The 14,148-nt window shown below is 74.4% G+C and carries 10 protein-coding genes; 3 read left to right on the plus strand and 7 right to left on the minus strand.

Annotated features, from left to right (window positions below; all coding sequences use genetic code 11):
- Positions 1 to 3: 3 nt before the first annotated feature.
- The gene (locus ACYSMR_RS05710; protein WP_461747622.1) at positions 4 to 2,199 is read right to left on the minus strand and encodes a PhoX family protein; all 2,196 of its coding nucleotides are present in this window, start codon (positions 2,197 to 2,199) and stop codon (positions 4 to 6) included.
- Between the two features lie 146 nt (positions 2,200 to 2,345).
- Entirely contained in the window at positions 2,346 to 3,401 is a 1,056-nt protein-coding gene (locus ACYSMR_RS05715; protein WP_461747623.1) for an o-succinylbenzoate synthase, read from the minus strand.
- Between the two features lie 122 nt (positions 3,402 to 3,523).
- Between ACYSMR_RS05715 and ACYSMR_RS05720 the strand changes: the two genes are divergently transcribed.
- On the plus strand, positions 3,524 to 4,372 hold the full coding sequence (locus ACYSMR_RS05720) for a phosphatase PAP2 family protein (RefSeq protein WP_461747624.1): 849 nt from the start codon (positions 3,524 to 3,526) through the stop codon (positions 4,370 to 4,372).
- Here the strand turns inward: ACYSMR_RS05720 and ACYSMR_RS05725 are convergent.
- Complete coding sequence (locus tag ACYSMR_RS05725) at positions 4,305 to 5,198, minus strand: MBL fold metallo-hydrolase (RefSeq protein WP_251332868.1); 894 nt, start codon at positions 5,196 to 5,198, stop codon at positions 4,305 to 4,307. The genes ACYSMR_RS05720 and ACYSMR_RS05725 overlap by 68 nt on opposite strands.
- A gap of 40 nt (positions 5,199 to 5,238) precedes the next feature.
- Between ACYSMR_RS05725 and gluQRS the strand changes: the two genes are divergently transcribed.
- Positions 5,239 to 6,177 (plus strand): tRNA glutamyl-Q(34) synthetase GluQRS, encoded by a 939-nt coding sequence (gene gluQRS, locus ACYSMR_RS05730; RefSeq protein ID WP_251332867.1) that lies wholly within the window; start codon positions 5,239 to 5,241, stop codon positions 6,175 to 6,177.
- On the opposite strand, the gene aceB is transcribed toward gluQRS, so the two are convergent.
- Both aceB and aceA read right to left on the minus strand, forming a co-directional pair.
- On the minus strand, positions 6,162 to 7,838 hold the full coding sequence (gene aceB / locus ACYSMR_RS05735; protein WP_461748008.1) for a malate synthase A: 1,677 nt from the start codon (positions 7,836 to 7,838) through the stop codon (positions 6,162 to 6,164). The genes gluQRS and aceB overlap by 16 nt on opposite strands.
- Positions 7,839 to 8,000: 162 nt before the next feature.
- Positions 8,001 to 9,287: an isocitrate lyase gene (gene aceA, locus ACYSMR_RS05740; protein WP_309125342.1), complete on the minus strand. Its 1,287-nt coding sequence runs from the start codon at positions 9,285 to 9,287 to the stop codon at positions 8,001 to 8,003.
- Positions 9,288 to 9,460: 173 nt separating this feature from the next.
- On the opposite strand from aceA, the gene ACYSMR_RS05745 reads away from it, so the two are divergent.
- On the plus strand, positions 9,461 to 10,942 hold the full coding sequence (locus tag ACYSMR_RS05745; protein ID WP_309125341.1) for a helix-turn-helix domain-containing protein: 1,482 nt from the start codon (positions 9,461 to 9,463) through the stop codon (positions 10,940 to 10,942).
- 35 nt (positions 10,943 to 10,977) lie between these two features.
- On the opposite strand, the gene ACYSMR_RS05750 is transcribed toward ACYSMR_RS05745, so the two are convergent.
- Together ACYSMR_RS05750 and ACYSMR_RS05755 are read right to left on the minus strand one after the other, a co-directional pair.
- A complete protein-coding gene (locus tag ACYSMR_RS05750) occupies positions 10,978 to 11,940 on the minus strand; it encodes an L-lactate dehydrogenase (protein ID WP_461747625.1) in 963 nt (320 codons plus the stop codon).
- Positions 11,937 to 13,991 (minus strand): penicillin-binding transpeptidase domain-containing protein, encoded by a 2,055-nt coding sequence (locus ACYSMR_RS05755; protein ID WP_461747626.1) that lies wholly within the window; start codon positions 13,989 to 13,991, stop codon positions 11,937 to 11,939. Before ACYSMR_RS05755 ends, ACYSMR_RS05750 begins: the two co-directional genes overlap by 4 nt.
- Positions 13,992 to 14,148 lie beyond the last annotated feature (157 nt).

The raw sequence follows: 14,148 nt of genomic DNA on the forward strand, positions 1-14,148 counted from the left end.
CGCTCAGTAGGAGCGCCCGGCGGCCTTCGCGGCCTTCTTCGTCTCCGGGGTCGCCTTGCCGCGGTAGCCGCGGTAGCGGGGCCCGCGCTCGCCGTTCTTGCGGCGCTTGCCCCGGTTGCGGGACCGGCCCGGGGCGTCGGAGATCTCCCCCGGGAACTGCGGGTCGCGGCCGCGGCCCGCGGCGAAGACCTGCGCCACGGACGGGCGCGGCAGGGCGAACTCCCCGTCGGCCTGACGGGTCGGGAGCACGTAGTCGGGGAAGTACGAGCGGGGCTGCTCGAACGTCCCGTCCTCGCCCGGGTGCTGGACGGACACGTAGACCATGCCCTCCCGGTCGTGGATGACCGGCCCGGAGGTCTCCGCGTCCTGCGGGACGGCGAGGAACTGCCGGACGTTGCCGCGCTCGCCGCCGGTGAGGCCGACCCGGTACAGCCCGTCGTTGTAGCCGATGGTCCCCGGGGCGCCGTCGGTGGAGATCCAGAGGTTGCCCTGCGAGTCGAACGCCAGGTTGTCGGGGCAGGAGATCGGGGAGACCTTGTCCGCGGGGAACCCGGAGAAGTACACCGAGGGGTTCTTGGCGGGGTCCCCGGCCACCAGCAGGATGTTCCAGCCGAACTCGGTGGCGTCCGCGCGGTTGCCGCGCTCGGTGAGCTCGACGATGTGCCCGTCCCGGTTCTGCGTGCGGGGGTTGGCCTCGTCGGGCCCGGCCTTGCCGGCGGTGCCGCGCTGGGTGTTGTTGGTCAGCGCCACGTAGACCTTGCCGGTGTGCGGGGACGGCTCGACGTCCTCGGGGCGGTCCATCTTGGTGGCCCCGGCCTTGTCCGCGGCGAGGCGGGTGTGGACGAGGACCTCCTCGACGGACATGCCCTCGACCGCGGACTCGCCGCCCACCACGAGGGGCAGCCACTGCCCGGCGCCGTCGAACGCGCCGTCGGAGGGCAGCCGGCCCGAGCCGTCGATCTCGGCGGCGGTGTCCCCGGTGAACTTCGCGACGTAGAGGTCTCCCTCGGAGAGCAGCGTCATGTTGTGCGCCCGGTCGCCCTCGCGGTACGTCTTCGCGGAGACGAACTTGTAGAGGTAGTCGAAGCGCTCGTCGTCGCCGGAGTAGGCCACCACGGTGCCGTCCTCGGCCACGCGCACGTTGGCGCCCTCGTGCTTGAACCGGCCGAGGTTCGTGTGCTTGACCGGGGTCGAGTCCGGGTCCTGCGGGTCGATCTCGACGACCCAGCCGAAGCGGTTGGGCTCGTTCTCGTAGCCGGGCAGGGTGGAGTCGAAGCGGGGGTCGACCTCGTGCCAGCGGCGGCTCGGGGCCTCGGTGGAGATGCCGTAGCGCTTCTGCTCGGCGGAGCCGTTGCCCTTGAAGTACTGGTTGAAGTTCTCCTCGCCGGACAGGACGGTGCCCCACGGGGTGGTGCCGCCGGCGCAGTTGTTCTGCGTGCCCAGCACCAGGGTGCCGGTGGGGTCGTCCTTGGTCTTCAGCAGGTCGGAGCCGGCGGCCGGGCCGTCCACGCGGAACGGGGTGCTCAGGGTGATGCGCCGGTTGCGCTTCCCGCCGCGGACGTAGGACCAGGGCTGGCCGACCGCGGTGCGGGCGATCTCCACCACGGACATGCCGTGGGCGGCCATGGCCACCCCCACCACGCGCTGCAGGTCGCCCTGCTGCTCGGCGGGGAACATGATGTTCTCGTTGGTGTACTCGTGGTTGTTCACGAGCACGCCGGTGCGCCCGCCGCGGTCCGGGATGATGTCCAGGTAGTCGGAGTTGTAGCCGAACTGGCCCGCCTGCGCCGCGGCGGTCTGGTTGCGGGGGTCGAACTCCGGGGTGTCCGTGAAGAGGGGGTCGCCCCAGCGGATGATCGGGGACCAGTCGAAGCCCTCCGGGACGGTGAGGTCGTCCACGGTGTTGGGCACCGGGGCGATCGGGGTGAAGGAGAGCCCGGAGCGGCCGCGGCCGGCCTGGGCGGCCTCGGGGGTCGCACCGACGACCCCGATCGTCACGGCCGCCGCCGCGCCCAGGCCCAGGGCGGAGCGGCGGGTCAGGGCGGCGCTCGCGATGTCGCGGAAGTAGCCGTTGTCGGAGTGGTTGCACTCCGCCATGGCGCAGGCGTTGCCGCACTTGAGCTGGCAGGTGAGCGGGCTGCGCTTGCCGCGGGCGTGGCCCAGCATCGGCAGGAAGGTGCGCTTGGCGGTTTCGGTCATGACTCCCCTGGGGATCGGGTCCGCGGACGACCGCGGCCGGGAAACGGTGCACCGACACTGCACCACCGCCCGGTGAGGTCCCGGGAGCGGCCGGGGAAATGCCGGGTTAACGGCGGGTGTCCGCCCGGGGACGGCCGGGGCCCCGCTCAGCCGCCCGGTGGCCGGGCCCCCGGACGGGTCCCCGGGCGGGCCTGCGGGTCGGCCGGGGCGAGCAGCGCGTGCACCCGCCGGACCCGGTCCAGCCACCACCGCCGGCGCGGCGTGGGCACCGCGTGGCGGGCCAGCAGCTGCGGGTCCGGCACGGCGTCCCGCAGCTCGAGGAACCCGTCCACGGGCCGCAGGGGCTCCCGCAGCACGTCGTCGCGCATCAGGGAGACGGTGCCCAGCCCGCAGGCGTACGGCAGCTCCGGCAGGGCGGCGGCGAGGGCCAGGCCCGCCCGGATGCCGACCGACGAGTCCAGCGCCGAGCTCACCACGGCGGGCAGCCCGGCCTGCGCCACGATCCCGAGGGCCCGCCGGACCCCGCCCAGGGGCGCCGCCTTCACCACGATGAGGTCCGCCGCTCCCGCCCGGGCCACCGCGAGCGGGTCGGTCTCCTTGCGCACCGACTCGTCCGCCGCCACGAGCACCGGGATGCCGCGGGCGGCGAGGCCCTCGCGGACGGCGGCGAGGCCGGCGACCGTGGGCACGGGCTGCTCCGCGTAGGCGAGCCGGTGCTCGGCGAGGCGCTCCAGGGCCGCCAGCGCCCGGGCGACGTCCCAGCCGCCGTTGGCGTCCACCCGCAGCTCGGCGTCCGGGAGCAGGGCCCGCACGGCGGCGACGCGGGCGACGTCGTCGTCGAGGTCCTGGCCCCGCTCGGCGACCTTGACCTTCACGGCCCCCACCCGGCCCGCGAAGCCGGCGAGCACCGCGGCGACCCCGGAGGCCGGTACGGCCGGGACCGTGGCGTTGACGGGGATCCGGGAGCGCACCGGGGCGGGGAAGCCGTGCCACGCGGCGTCGACGGCGCCGCGCAGCCACGCCGCGGCCTCCGCGTCCCCGTACTCCGGGAAGGGGCCGAACTCGGCCCAGCCCGCCGGCCCGCGCAGCACCACGGTCTCCCGCACGTCCACCCCGCGGAAGCGCACGCGCAGGGGGAGGGCGACGACGTGGGCGTCGGCGAGCAGCTCGTCGAGCTCCGGCAGCGGCGGGGGCGGGCTCATGCGCCCCAGCCTATGCCCGCTCTCAGCAGCCCTTGATCCCGGCGTGGAATGATGGGGCTCCGCCGGGACCGCCCCGGCGCCGCCCGAGCGGGCCCGACCGCGCCCCGACCGCCAGGAGACCCATGACCGCGACCGCCCACCGTCCGGCCCCGACCGTCCTCGACGTGCTGGCCCACGTGCTCGGCGCCGCCCTCCCGTGGGCCGGTGCCGTGCTCGTGGGGATCGCGGCACTGACCACGACGACCGGCCAGTGGCTCGACGAGCGGGCCTTCCAGCAGGCCCACGGCGCGTTCCCGGACCTGTCCGCCCAGTCCCGCCAGCTGCTGGACCTGCTGCCCTGGGCGGTGGGCGTGGTCTCGGCGGTGTGCCTGGCCGTGCTCGTGGCCCGCTCGCGCCGGATCACCCCGGCCGTGACGGGGGCCGCGGTGGTCGTGCTGTCGAACCTCACGGTGCAGCTGCTCAAGCGGGTGTTCGTCGAGAAGCCGGACCTCGGCGTCCAGGAGGCCGTGGGCAACTCGTTCCCCTCCGGGCACACCGCCGCGGCGGCGGCGGCCGTGGCGGTGGTGCTGCTCGCGGCCCCGGCCCGGCTCCGTCCGCTCGTCGCGCTCGCCGGGGCGTGCGCGACCACGGCGACGGGGGTGGCGACGCTGCTCAACGGCTGGCACCGGCCCTCGGACGTGGTGGCGTCCCTGCTCGTCGTGGCGGGCTGGGCGGCGCTCGGCGGACTGGTGCTGCGCCTGACCGGGCCCATGGAGCACCCCGCCCCCGGCGGGTGGCTCACCGCGGCGCTGGCCGTGGCCGGGGCGGGCGCCCTGGCCCTGGGGCTGCTGCCGCTGGGGGCGGCCCTGCGGATCCCCGGGGGCGGGTTCGCCGCGGCCGCCGGGTGCGCCGCGATCCTGGGGGTCAGTCTGCTGACGGCTGCGGCACTGGCAGCGCTGCAAGCTCCGCGGTCACGGCGTCCTCGCTCCTGATCCGCTCCAGGCGGTCCAGCAGGACGCGGGCGGCCCCCGGGCCGTAGGGCAGGCGGAACATCGACGCCGTCACGGGGCGCACGCCCCCGGACGCGGCGGCGGTGTTCGCGCTCGCGTCCACCCGCTCGATCGCGGTGCGCATCAGCTGGGCCTGCTGCCGCACGAAGCCGCGCTCCACCGGGTGCCCGTGGCCGGGGACGAACACGCTGTACCGGTCCAGGCCGGCCAGGTGCTCGAGCGCCGTGGCCCAGCCGCGGGGGAAGGAGTCCTCGAAGCTGGGGTCGGCGCCCTGCTCCACGAGGTCCCCCGTGAACACGACGTCGTCGGCGCCCACGCACACGTCGTTGTCCGTGTGCCCGCGGCCGAGCGCGAAGAGCACCGCGCTGCGCTCCCCCAGCTCGATGCGGGCCAGCGCGGGCCGGCGCCCCGTGCCCGGCAGGTGCCGGTTGGGCACGACCAGGCCGGTGTCCGGGCCGTCCGCGGCGGCCATCTCGGGCTCGTGCGTGCCGACGAAGGAGCGGTGGTAGTCGCCGTGCCGGAGGATCGCCTCGGCGCAGCCGCGGTGGGCCCAGAACTCCGAGGCCCCCTCCCGCTGGAAGACGGCGTTGCCCATGTAGTGGTCGTGGTGGGCGTGGGTGTTGACCACGGTCAGGGGCAGCCCCGTCAGGGAGCGCACGGCGTCGAGGATCTCCCGGCCCTGGCGCGGCCCGGCGCCGGTGTCCACCACGAGGGCGCGGCGGGTCCCGAGCACGACGCCGGAGTTGAGCCTCCAGTTGTCCGTGCTCACGGCGAAGACGCCGTCGCGGAGTTCGTTGATGCGCGCCACCCGTCCAGGGTACCGACCGCGGCTGGCTATCCTGTCACGCATGACGTCCACCCGTCCGGGGGATGCGGCGGCGGGCGCCGGCCGCTACGCCCCCTCGCCCTCCGGGGACCTGCACCTGGGCAACCTCCGCACGGCGCTGCTGGCGTGGGCCTTCGCCCGCTCGAGCGGGCGGCGCTTCGTGCTGCGGGTCGAGGACCTCGACCGGGTCCGCCCCGGCTCCGCCGAGCGCCAGCTCGAGGACCTCGCCCGCCTGGGTCTGGACTGGGACGGGGAGCCGCTGCTGCAGTCCACGCGGGAGCCCGTCCACCGGGCCGTCGTGGAGGCGCTGACGGCGCAGGGCCGCACCTACGAGTGCTACTGCACGCGCCGGGAGATCCAGACGGCGGCGAGCGCGCCCCACGGGGCCCCCGGCGCCTACCCGGGCACGTGCCGCGGCCTGGACGGTGCCGAGCGGGCCCGGCGCCGGCGCGAGCGCCCGCCGGCGGTGCGGCTGCGCGCCGAGGTGCGCTCGCTCACGGTCGTGGACCGGTGGGCGGGCGCGTACACCGGGCTGGTGGACGACTTCGTGCTGCTGCGCAACGACGGGCGCCCCGCCTACAACCTGGCGGTGGTCGTCGACGACGCCCACCAGGGCGTGGACCAGGTGGTGCGCGGCGACGACCTGCTGCCCTCGACCCCGCGGCAGGCCCACCTGGCCGCGGTGCTCGGGCTGCCGCGGCCCGAGTGGGTGCACGTGCCCCTCGTGCTCAACCCGCACGGGCAGCGCCTCGCCAAGCGCGACGGCGCCGTGACCCTCGCGGAGCTCTCGGCCGCCGGCCACGGCCCGGCCGAGGTGCTGGGCCTGATCGGGCGGTCCCTGGGCCTGCCCGGGCCGGTCCGGACGGCGCAGGACGTCCTCGCCGTGTTCGACGAGGACGTCCTGCCGCGGGGGCCGTGGGTCGTGGACCCGGCCGGCTGGGCGGTTCAGCGGGCGGTCTGAGCCGCGCGGGGCAGGACCTCCTGGGGCTCGTGCGGGTCCTCCGGCTCGGCCAGGAACCGCTCGTAGGCGGGGGTGGTCAGGAAGGCGGGGTACTCGTCGGCCAGGGCCACCTCCTCGAAGATCGACCGGGCGTCGTCGAAGCGGTCGCCCTCGGCGCGCTCGAGGGCGGCGAACTCCTCCTCGAACAGCTCCCGCACCCACTCGCGGGTGATCTCCTCGCCCTCGTCCGTGATGGCGCGGGTGTTCACCCACTGCCAGATCTGGGACCGGGAGATCTCCGCGGTCGCGGCGTCCTCCATGAGGTTGTGGATCGCGACGGCCCCGCTGCCGCGCAGCCAGGCCTCGATGTAGCGGATGCCGACCTCGATGTTGTTGCGGATCCCGGCCTCGGTGATCCGGCCCTCGGCCGAGGCGACGTCGATGAGCGCCTTGTCGTCGGGCACCACGTCCTCCCGCCGCCGGTCGAGCTGGTTGGGCCTGTCGCCGAGGACCGCGTCGAAGACCTCCTGGCACACCGGCACGAGGTCGGGGTGGGCCACCCAGGAGCCGTCGAAGCCGTCCTCGGCCTCGCGGGTCTTGTCGGCGCGGACCTTCTCGATGGCGGTGCGGTTGACCTGCTCGTCGCGCCGGCTCGGGATGAACGCCGCCATCCCGCCGATGGCCATGGCCTGGCGGCGGTGGCAGGCCCACACCAGCTGCTCGGTGTAGGCGCGCATGAACGGCTGCGTCATGGTCACCGCGGCGCGGTCCGGCAGGATGAACCGGGGCCCGCGGGTGCGGAAGTTCTTGATGACGGAGAAGATGTAGTCCCAGCGCCCGGCGTTGAGGCCCGCGGCGTGCTCGCCGAGCTCCCAGAGGATCTCCTCCATCTCGAACGCGGCGGTGATGGTCTCGATGAGCACGGTCGCACGGATGGTGCCGCGGTCCACCCCGAGCATGGACTCGGCGCGGGTGAAGATGTCGTGCCACAGCCGGGCCTCGCGGTGGCTCTCGAGCTTGGGCAGGTAGAAGTACGCCCCCAGGCCGAGCTTCTGGAGCCGGCGGACGTTGTGGAAGAAGTACAGGCCGAAGTCCACGAGCGCGCCGGCGACGGGCTCCCCGCGCACGGACAGGTGCTTCTCCTCGAGGTGCCAGCCGCGGGGGCGGACGACGATCGTGGGGTTGGCCCGGGCGTCCTTGTTCTCGAGCGCGTACTTCCTCCCGTCGGGGCCGGTGTGCTCGATGGTGCCCTCGAGGGCGTCGACGAGGTTGAGCTGGTTGGTCACGACGTTGGTCCAGTGCGGGGTGTTGGCGTCCTCCATGTCCGCCAGCCACACCTTCGCCCCGGAGTTGAGCGCGTTGATGGTCATCTTCCGCTCGGTGGGGCCGGTGATCTCGACCCGGCGGTCCTCGAGGCCGGGCGGGGGCGGCGGGACCCGCCAGCAGTCGTCCTCGCGGATCTGCCGGGTCTCCGGCAGGAAGGCCGGGTCCGTGCCGCGGGCGATCGCCCGGCGCCGCTCCTCGCGGGCGGCCAGCAGACTGCGCCGGCGCGGCTCGAACTCCCGGTGCAGCGCCGCCAGGAAGCCGAGCGCGTCGGGGCTGAGCACGCTGTTCTGCCGGGGCACGTGGTGGCCGGTGAGGGTCACGCCGTTGATCGTCACGGGGTCGCTGCTCATCGTCATCATGGCTTGTTCCTCGCCTGTTCCTCGCCTGGTGGACTCTGGGGTGGTGGGTGGCGCCGCGCCCGGCGGCGTCGTCGCCCTGCCGGGTGCGGCGCGGCCGGGGGCCCGTGCGGGGCCCCCGGCCGGCCGGTCCGGCCGGGCGGGCCGGACCGGGGTGGGTGCTCAGTGGAACTGGGCGGTCTCGGTCGAGCCCGCCAGGGCCGCGGTGGAGGAGGCCGGGTTGAGGACGGTCGTCACGAGGTCGAAGTAGCCGGTGCCGACCTCCCGCTGGTGACGGGTGGCCGTGTAGCCGCGCTCCTCGGCCCCGAACTCGCGCTCCTGCAGGTCCACGTACGCCTTCATCTGCTCCCGGGCGTAGCCGTGGGCGAGGTCGAACATCGAGTAGTTCAGCGTGTGGAAGCCGGCGAGGGTGATGAACTGGAACTTGAAGCCCATCGCGGCCAGCTCGCGCTGGAACTTGGCGATCGTGTCGTCGTCGAGGTGCTTCTTCCAGTTGAACGACGGCGAGCAGTTGTAGGCCAGCATCTGGTCCGGGTGCTCGGCGTGGATGCCCTCGGCGAACTTCTTCGCCATCTCGAGGTCGGGGGTGCCGGTCTCCATCCACAGCAGCTCCGCGTACGGGGCGTACGCGTTGCCGCGGGCGATGCAGGCCTCGAGCCCGTTGCGGACCTTGTAGTAGCCCTCCGCCGTGCGCTCCCCGGTGATGAACGGCTGGTCCCGCTCGTCGACGTCCGAGGTGATCAGGGTGGCCGCCTCCGCGTCGGTGCGGGCGATGACCACCGACGGGACGTCGGCGACGTCGGCCGCGAGCCGGGCCGCGCTGAGGGTGCGGATGTGCTGGGCGGTGGGGATGAGGACCTTGCCGCCGAGGTGGCCGCACTTCTTCTCGGAGGCCAGCTGGTCCTCCCAGTGCACGCCCGCCGCGCCGGAGGTGATCATCGACTTCATGAGCTCGTAGGCGTTGAGCGAGCCGCCGAAGCCCGCCTCGGCGTCGGCGACGATCGGCACCAGCCAGTCCTCGACCGTCCTGATGCCCTCGGCGTGCTCGATCTGGTCGGCGCGCAGCAGGGCGTTGTTGATCCGCCGCACGACCGCCGGGGCGGAGTTCGCCGGGTAGACCGACTGGTCGGGGTAGGTCTCCCCGGCCAGGTTCGCGTCCGCGGCGACCTGCCAGCCCGAGAGGTAGATGGCCTTCAGGCCGGCCTTGACCTGCTGGACGGCCTGGTTGCCGGTCAGCGCGCCCAGCGCGTTGATGAAGTCGTTGTCGTGCAGCTTCTGCCACAGCTGCTCCGCGCCGCGGCGGGCGAGGGTGTGCTCCTCCTGCACCGTACCGCGCAGCTTCACGACGTCCTCGGCGGAGTACTCGCGGGTGATCCGCGCCCAGCGCGGATCGGCGTCCCACTCCTGGCGGATCTCGTCGGCGGTCCTGGGGGTGTTCTGGGTGGACATGTCAGCTCCTCGTTGAGTGGTCCGGGGTGGTGCTCGGTGGCGTGACGGTGGTTCTCGAGGTCATCCGGAAGTTCGCGCTCCCGAGGTGACACACACCACTTTGCGCCCTCGCGGACCCCGTGAGCCCCACATGTCACCATGAAATTCCGGGATATTTCGTCTATCGTGAAGAAATGGTGACGAGCGCGTGGGGATACGAGGAGCAGGCCGGGACCGACCAGGCCGGGACCACCGATCTGATCGGGCTCGGCCGGCGCATCCGGTCGCTGCGCAAGGAGCGGGGGCTGACGCTGGCCGAGCTGGCCGGCCGGGCGGGCACCGCGACGTCGCAGCTGTCCGTGATCGAGAACGGCCGGCGCGAGCCGCGCCTGAGCCTGCTCCGGCGTCTCGCCGACGTCCTCGGCACGAGCGTGGACGCGCTGCTCGGGGCCGAGCCCGCGAACCGGCGCGAGGCGCTGGAGATCCAGCTCGAGCGCACCCAGCGCTCCCCCTTCTACGAGCAGCTGGGCCTGCCCACGGTGCGCGTGAGCTCGGCGCTGTCCACCGAGGTGCTGGAGGCCCTCGTGGCCCTGCAGGAGCGGCTGGCGCAGTCCCTGGAGCGGAACTCGGCGACGCCGGAGGAGGCCCGGCGGGCGAACGTGCAGCTGCGCCGGCTGATGCGGGAGCAGGACAACTACTTCCCGGACCTGGAGCAGTCGGCCAAGGAGCTGCTGGCCCTGGGGGGCTACACCTCGGGCCCCGTCTCCAACTCCGTGATCTCCGAGATGGTCGGCCGGCTCGGCTACAGCATCCACCACGTCACGGACCTGCCCCACTCGACCCGCTCGGTCACCGACCTGCTCAACCGGCGGATCTACCTGGTGCACAGTCCCCGCGCCGACCACGACCCGCGGGCCGTGCTGCTCCAGGCGGTGGGCCACCAGGTGCTCGACCACCAGCCCCCGAAGGACTACGCGGAGTTCCTGTTCCAGCGGGTGCAGGCCAACTACTTCGCGGCGGCCGTGATGCTGCCCGAGGACAAGACCGTCCCGTTCCTCACGGAGGCGAAGAAGAACCGGGATCTCTTCCTGGAGGACCTCAAGGACCGCTTCTCGGTCTCGCACGAGACCGCCGGGCACCGGTTCACCAACCTCGCGACCCGCCACCTGGGCATCCGCACCCACTTCCACAAGGTGGCCTCCTCCGGCGTGATCCACAAGGCCTACGAGAACGACGGGCTCGTGTTCCCCACCGACCACACGGGGGCGATCGAGGGCCAGATGTCCTGCCGGAAGTGGTCCGGGCGCACCGTGTTCGACCAGCCCAACCAGTTCACGGCCTTCGCGCAGTACACGGACACCCCGTCGGGGACCTACTGGTGCTCCACGCGCACCGAGCTCTCGGGCCAGGGCGCGTTCTCCATCGGCGTGGGGGTCGCGTTCACGGACGCCCGCTGGTTCCGCGGCCGTGACACCCCGCACCGGACCGTCTCGACGTGCCCCGACCCGTCGTGCTGCCGCCGGCCGCCGGAGGAGCTGAGCCGGGTGTGGGCGGGCCACGCCTGGCCCAACACCCGGGCCCACTCGCACGTGCTGGCGGCGCTGCCGGAGGGCGCCTTCCCGGGCGTCGACGAGCGGGAGGTCTACGAGTTCCTCCAGGCCCACGACCGCGCCTGAGCCGGGACCCGGGCCGTGCGGCGGCGCGGCCGGGCTCAGTAGCCGATCGTGGACAGCGTCCGGCGGATCGCCTCGGCGGAGCGGTGCAGCAGCGTCAGCTCCTGGGCGTCCATCGGCACGGGCAGGAGCTCGACGACGCCCTGCCGGGCCACGACCGACGGCACGGACAGCGCCACCCCGCTGATCCCCCGGTAGTCGTCCAGCACGGTGGACACCGGCAGCACCGCGTGCTCGTCGCCCAGCACCGCCTCGGCGACGCGCGCGCCGGCGAGGCCGATCGCGTAGTTCGTGGCGCCCTTGCCGGCGATCACGGCGTAGGCGGCGTGGACGACCTCGTCGGCCAGCTCCGCCAGGCGCTCCTCGGTGAACGGGCGGCGCCCGTCCACCGCCCACTCCCGCAGCGGGACCTGGCCGATGTTCGCGCTGGACCACAGGGGGAACTCGGTGTCCCCGTGCTCCCCCACGATGCTCGCGTGCACGCTCGTGGTGGACACCCCGCCCTCCTGGGCGAGCAGCCAGCGCAGCCGGGAGGTGTCCAGCACCGTCCCGGAGGCCAGCACGCGGCCCGCCGGCAGGCCGCTGATCCGCTGCGCCACGACCGTGAGCACGTCGCACGGGTTGGTCACGAGCACGAGCACGGCGTCGGGGGCCTGCTCGAGCAGCCTCGGGACGAGGGACTCGAGGATCGACGCGTTCGCCCCGGCGAGGTCCATCCGGGTCTGGCCCGGCTGCTGCTTCGCCCCGGCGGTGACGACCACGACGTCGGAGCCGGCCAGCACCGCGACGTCGTCGGAGCCGGTCACCCGGGCCCCCGGGGTGAACATGGTGCCGTGGGCGAGGTCCAGGGCCTCCGCGCGGACCTTGGCCGCGTCGAGGTCGAACAGCGCCACGTCCTGGGCGGCGCCCCGGATCAGGGCGGCGTAGGCGAGGGACGTGCCGACGGACCCGGCGCCGACGACGCCGATCCTGGTCCTGGCCGGTGCGGGCTGCCGGGTCATGGGGTCTCCTCGGGGTCGGTGCCGGGCTCGCTGCCGGGCTCAGCGCTGGGCGGGGCGGCCGGACGGTCGGCGGCGCGGTCGGCGGCGCGCAGGAAGTCCAGGGCGATCGGGGCGCCGGTGATCGCGCCGAGGTCGCCGTCCTCGACGAACACGGCGACGGCGAGGTCCTCGTGCTCGGCGACGACCCAGGAGTGGGTGCGCGGGGGGTCCTCGGTGCCGTACTCGGCGGTGCCGGTCTTGCCGATGGCGGTGTCCGGGTCGAGCTCCTGCAGGGAGTCGAGGTATCCGTCCGTCACGACCGCCCGCATGGTCGTGCGCAGCTGCTCCGCCTCCTGCGCGGTCAGCGTCCGGTCCGTGGCAGGGCGCGCCGGGTCCTCGTCGAGGAGGCCCTCGGTGGCGACCAGGCGGGGCGTGACCAGCTGCCCGGCGGCGGCCGACGCGGCGAGGTTCGCCATCGTCAGCGGGGACACCAGGGTCCGGCCCTGCCCGAACAGCGCCGCGGCGTGCTCGGCCCCGGTCTCCTCGGCGGGGATCGAGCCGAAGAAGGCCGGCACGCCGAGGTCCGTCTCGAGCCCGACGCCCAGGGCCGCGGCCGCGTCCGCGAGCTCCTGCTGGCTGATCCGGTCGTGCTGGGCGACGAAGCTGGTGTTGCACGAGTGGGCCATCGCCTCGCTGAGGGTGATGGACCCGAGGAACGCCGGGTCGTAGGACTCGACGTTGCTGAACCTGGCGCCGTCGACCGTCAGCGAGGGCGGGCACTGCACGACCGTCCCGGCCGTGTCCCCCTCGCGGACCATGGCGAGCGCGGTCGCGAGCTTGAACGTGGAGCCGGGCGCGTACTGGCCCAGCAGGGCCGTGGAGTAGCCCTCGGAGCCCGGGCCGTTGGCGGCGACCACGACGTCGCCGGTCGAGGGGCGGATCGCCACGATCGCGGAGGGCGACTCCACGTCGGCCAGCAGCCCGCTCGCGGCCTCCTGGAGGCCCGGGTCCAGGGTCAGCTCGACCGGCTCGCCGGCCACGGGCTCGATCTGCACCAGGGGCGTGCCGGAGACGGGATCCACCCCGCCGTCCTCCTGGAGCTGGACCTTCTGCACGATGGTGCCGGGCTCGCCGCGCAGCCGGTCGTCGAAGGCCTCCTGGACGCCTCCGCGGCCGATCATGGACCCCGGCTCCAGCTCGCCCCCGGCCTCCTCCAGATCCTCCGCCGTCGCCTCGGCCACGCTGCCGAGCACGTCCGCGGCGAAGCCCCGGGAGGGCGCCAGCGGGAGCTCGTCCTGGACCACGCGCAGCCCCGGCACCGCGTCCATGCGCTGCGCGTCGAGGGCCCGGAAGTCCGCCTCCCGCAGCGGCAGGGCCTCGACGAACGCCTCGGGCCCGGCCTGCTCGACGGCCTCGGCGTAGGCGTCGGCGTCGATCTCCAGCACGGCCGCGAGCCGCCGCGCGGCGGCGCTCGCCTGCCCCTCGTCCAGCTCCGACTTGTCGATGCCCACGCGCCGGATCGGCCGTTCCGTCACGATCGTCCGCCCGTCCGCCCCGAGCACGTCCCCCCGGTCCGGGAACAGGGCGAGGCGCTGCAGGCCCTGCCCCGGCGCCAGCGACGGCTCGACGACGTCCGGGGCCCACTGCGGGAGCCACCGGCCCTCCTCGTCCCGGACCAGCTCCAGGCGGGACTCGTACTGCCAGTCGTGGTCGACGCCGGGCAGGTGCCAGGACCAGGAGAGGGACGCCGCGCGGCGGTCCTCCTCCCCGGTGTCCGCCACGGGGCCCGCCTCCACGGACGCCGTCAGGCCGCTGAGGTTGCGGGTGACCCGCTCGAACTCGGCCTGGGCGGCGGAGCCGTGGACGTTGGCGAAGCCCAGCTCCCCGAGGCTGCCGGCGCTCAGCGCCGCGGCGACCTGCTCCGCGGTCCGCCGCCCGTCGTCCGGGGAGAGCGCCGAGCAGCCCGTGGTGAGCAGGCCGGCGGACAGGGTCAGCGCGGCCGTCGCCGCCGCGCGGGTGACCGGCCGGGACGTCGCGGGGCGGGGAGCAGGGAGGCGCGGGGGTGTCTGCACCCTGCCCAATCTAGTTCCGCCGTCCGCGCCGGCCCAGAGGTTGCGGGACGTGTCCGGGAGCAGAACCGGTGGGGCCGCGTCTGCACGGCCCCACCGGTTCCCCGGGCGCGGGCAGGGGGTGCGCCGCCCGCGCGCAGCGGGGCCGGCCACCGGCCCC

It is taken from the genome of Kocuria sp. U4B, assembly GCF_054875615.1.

Excerpts from the sequence above, each read along its gene's own strand:
- ACYSMR_RS05710 (WP_461747622.1), bottom strand. The coding sequence starts at position 2,199 with ATGACCGAAACCGCCAAGCGCACCTTCCTGCCGATGCTGGGCCACGCC.
- ACYSMR_RS05715 (WP_461747623.1), bottom strand. The coding sequence starts at position 3,401 with ATGAGCCCGCCCCCGCCGCTGCCGGAGCTCGACGAGCTGCTCGCCGAC.
- ACYSMR_RS05720 (WP_461747624.1), top strand. The coding sequence starts at position 3,524 with ATGACCGCGACCGCCCACCGTCCGGCCCCGACCGTCCTCGACGTGCTG.
- gluQRS (WP_251332867.1), top strand. The coding sequence starts at position 5,239 with ATGACGTCCACCCGTCCGGGGGATGCGGCGGCGGGCGCCGGCCGCTAC.
- aceB (WP_461748008.1), bottom strand. The coding sequence starts at position 7,838 with ATGACGATGAGCAGCGACCCCGTGACGATCAACGGCGTGACCCTCACC.
- aceA (WP_309125342.1), bottom strand. The coding sequence starts at position 9,287 with ATGTCCACCCAGAACACCCCCAGGACCGCCGACGAGATCCGCCAGGAG.
- ACYSMR_RS05745 (WP_309125341.1), top strand. The coding sequence starts at position 9,461 with ATGGTGACGAGCGCGTGGGGATACGAGGAGCAGGCCGGGACCGACCAG.
- ACYSMR_RS05750 (WP_461747625.1), bottom strand. The coding sequence starts at position 11,940 with ATGACCCGGCAGCCCGCACCGGCCAGGACCAGGATCGGCGTCGTCGGC.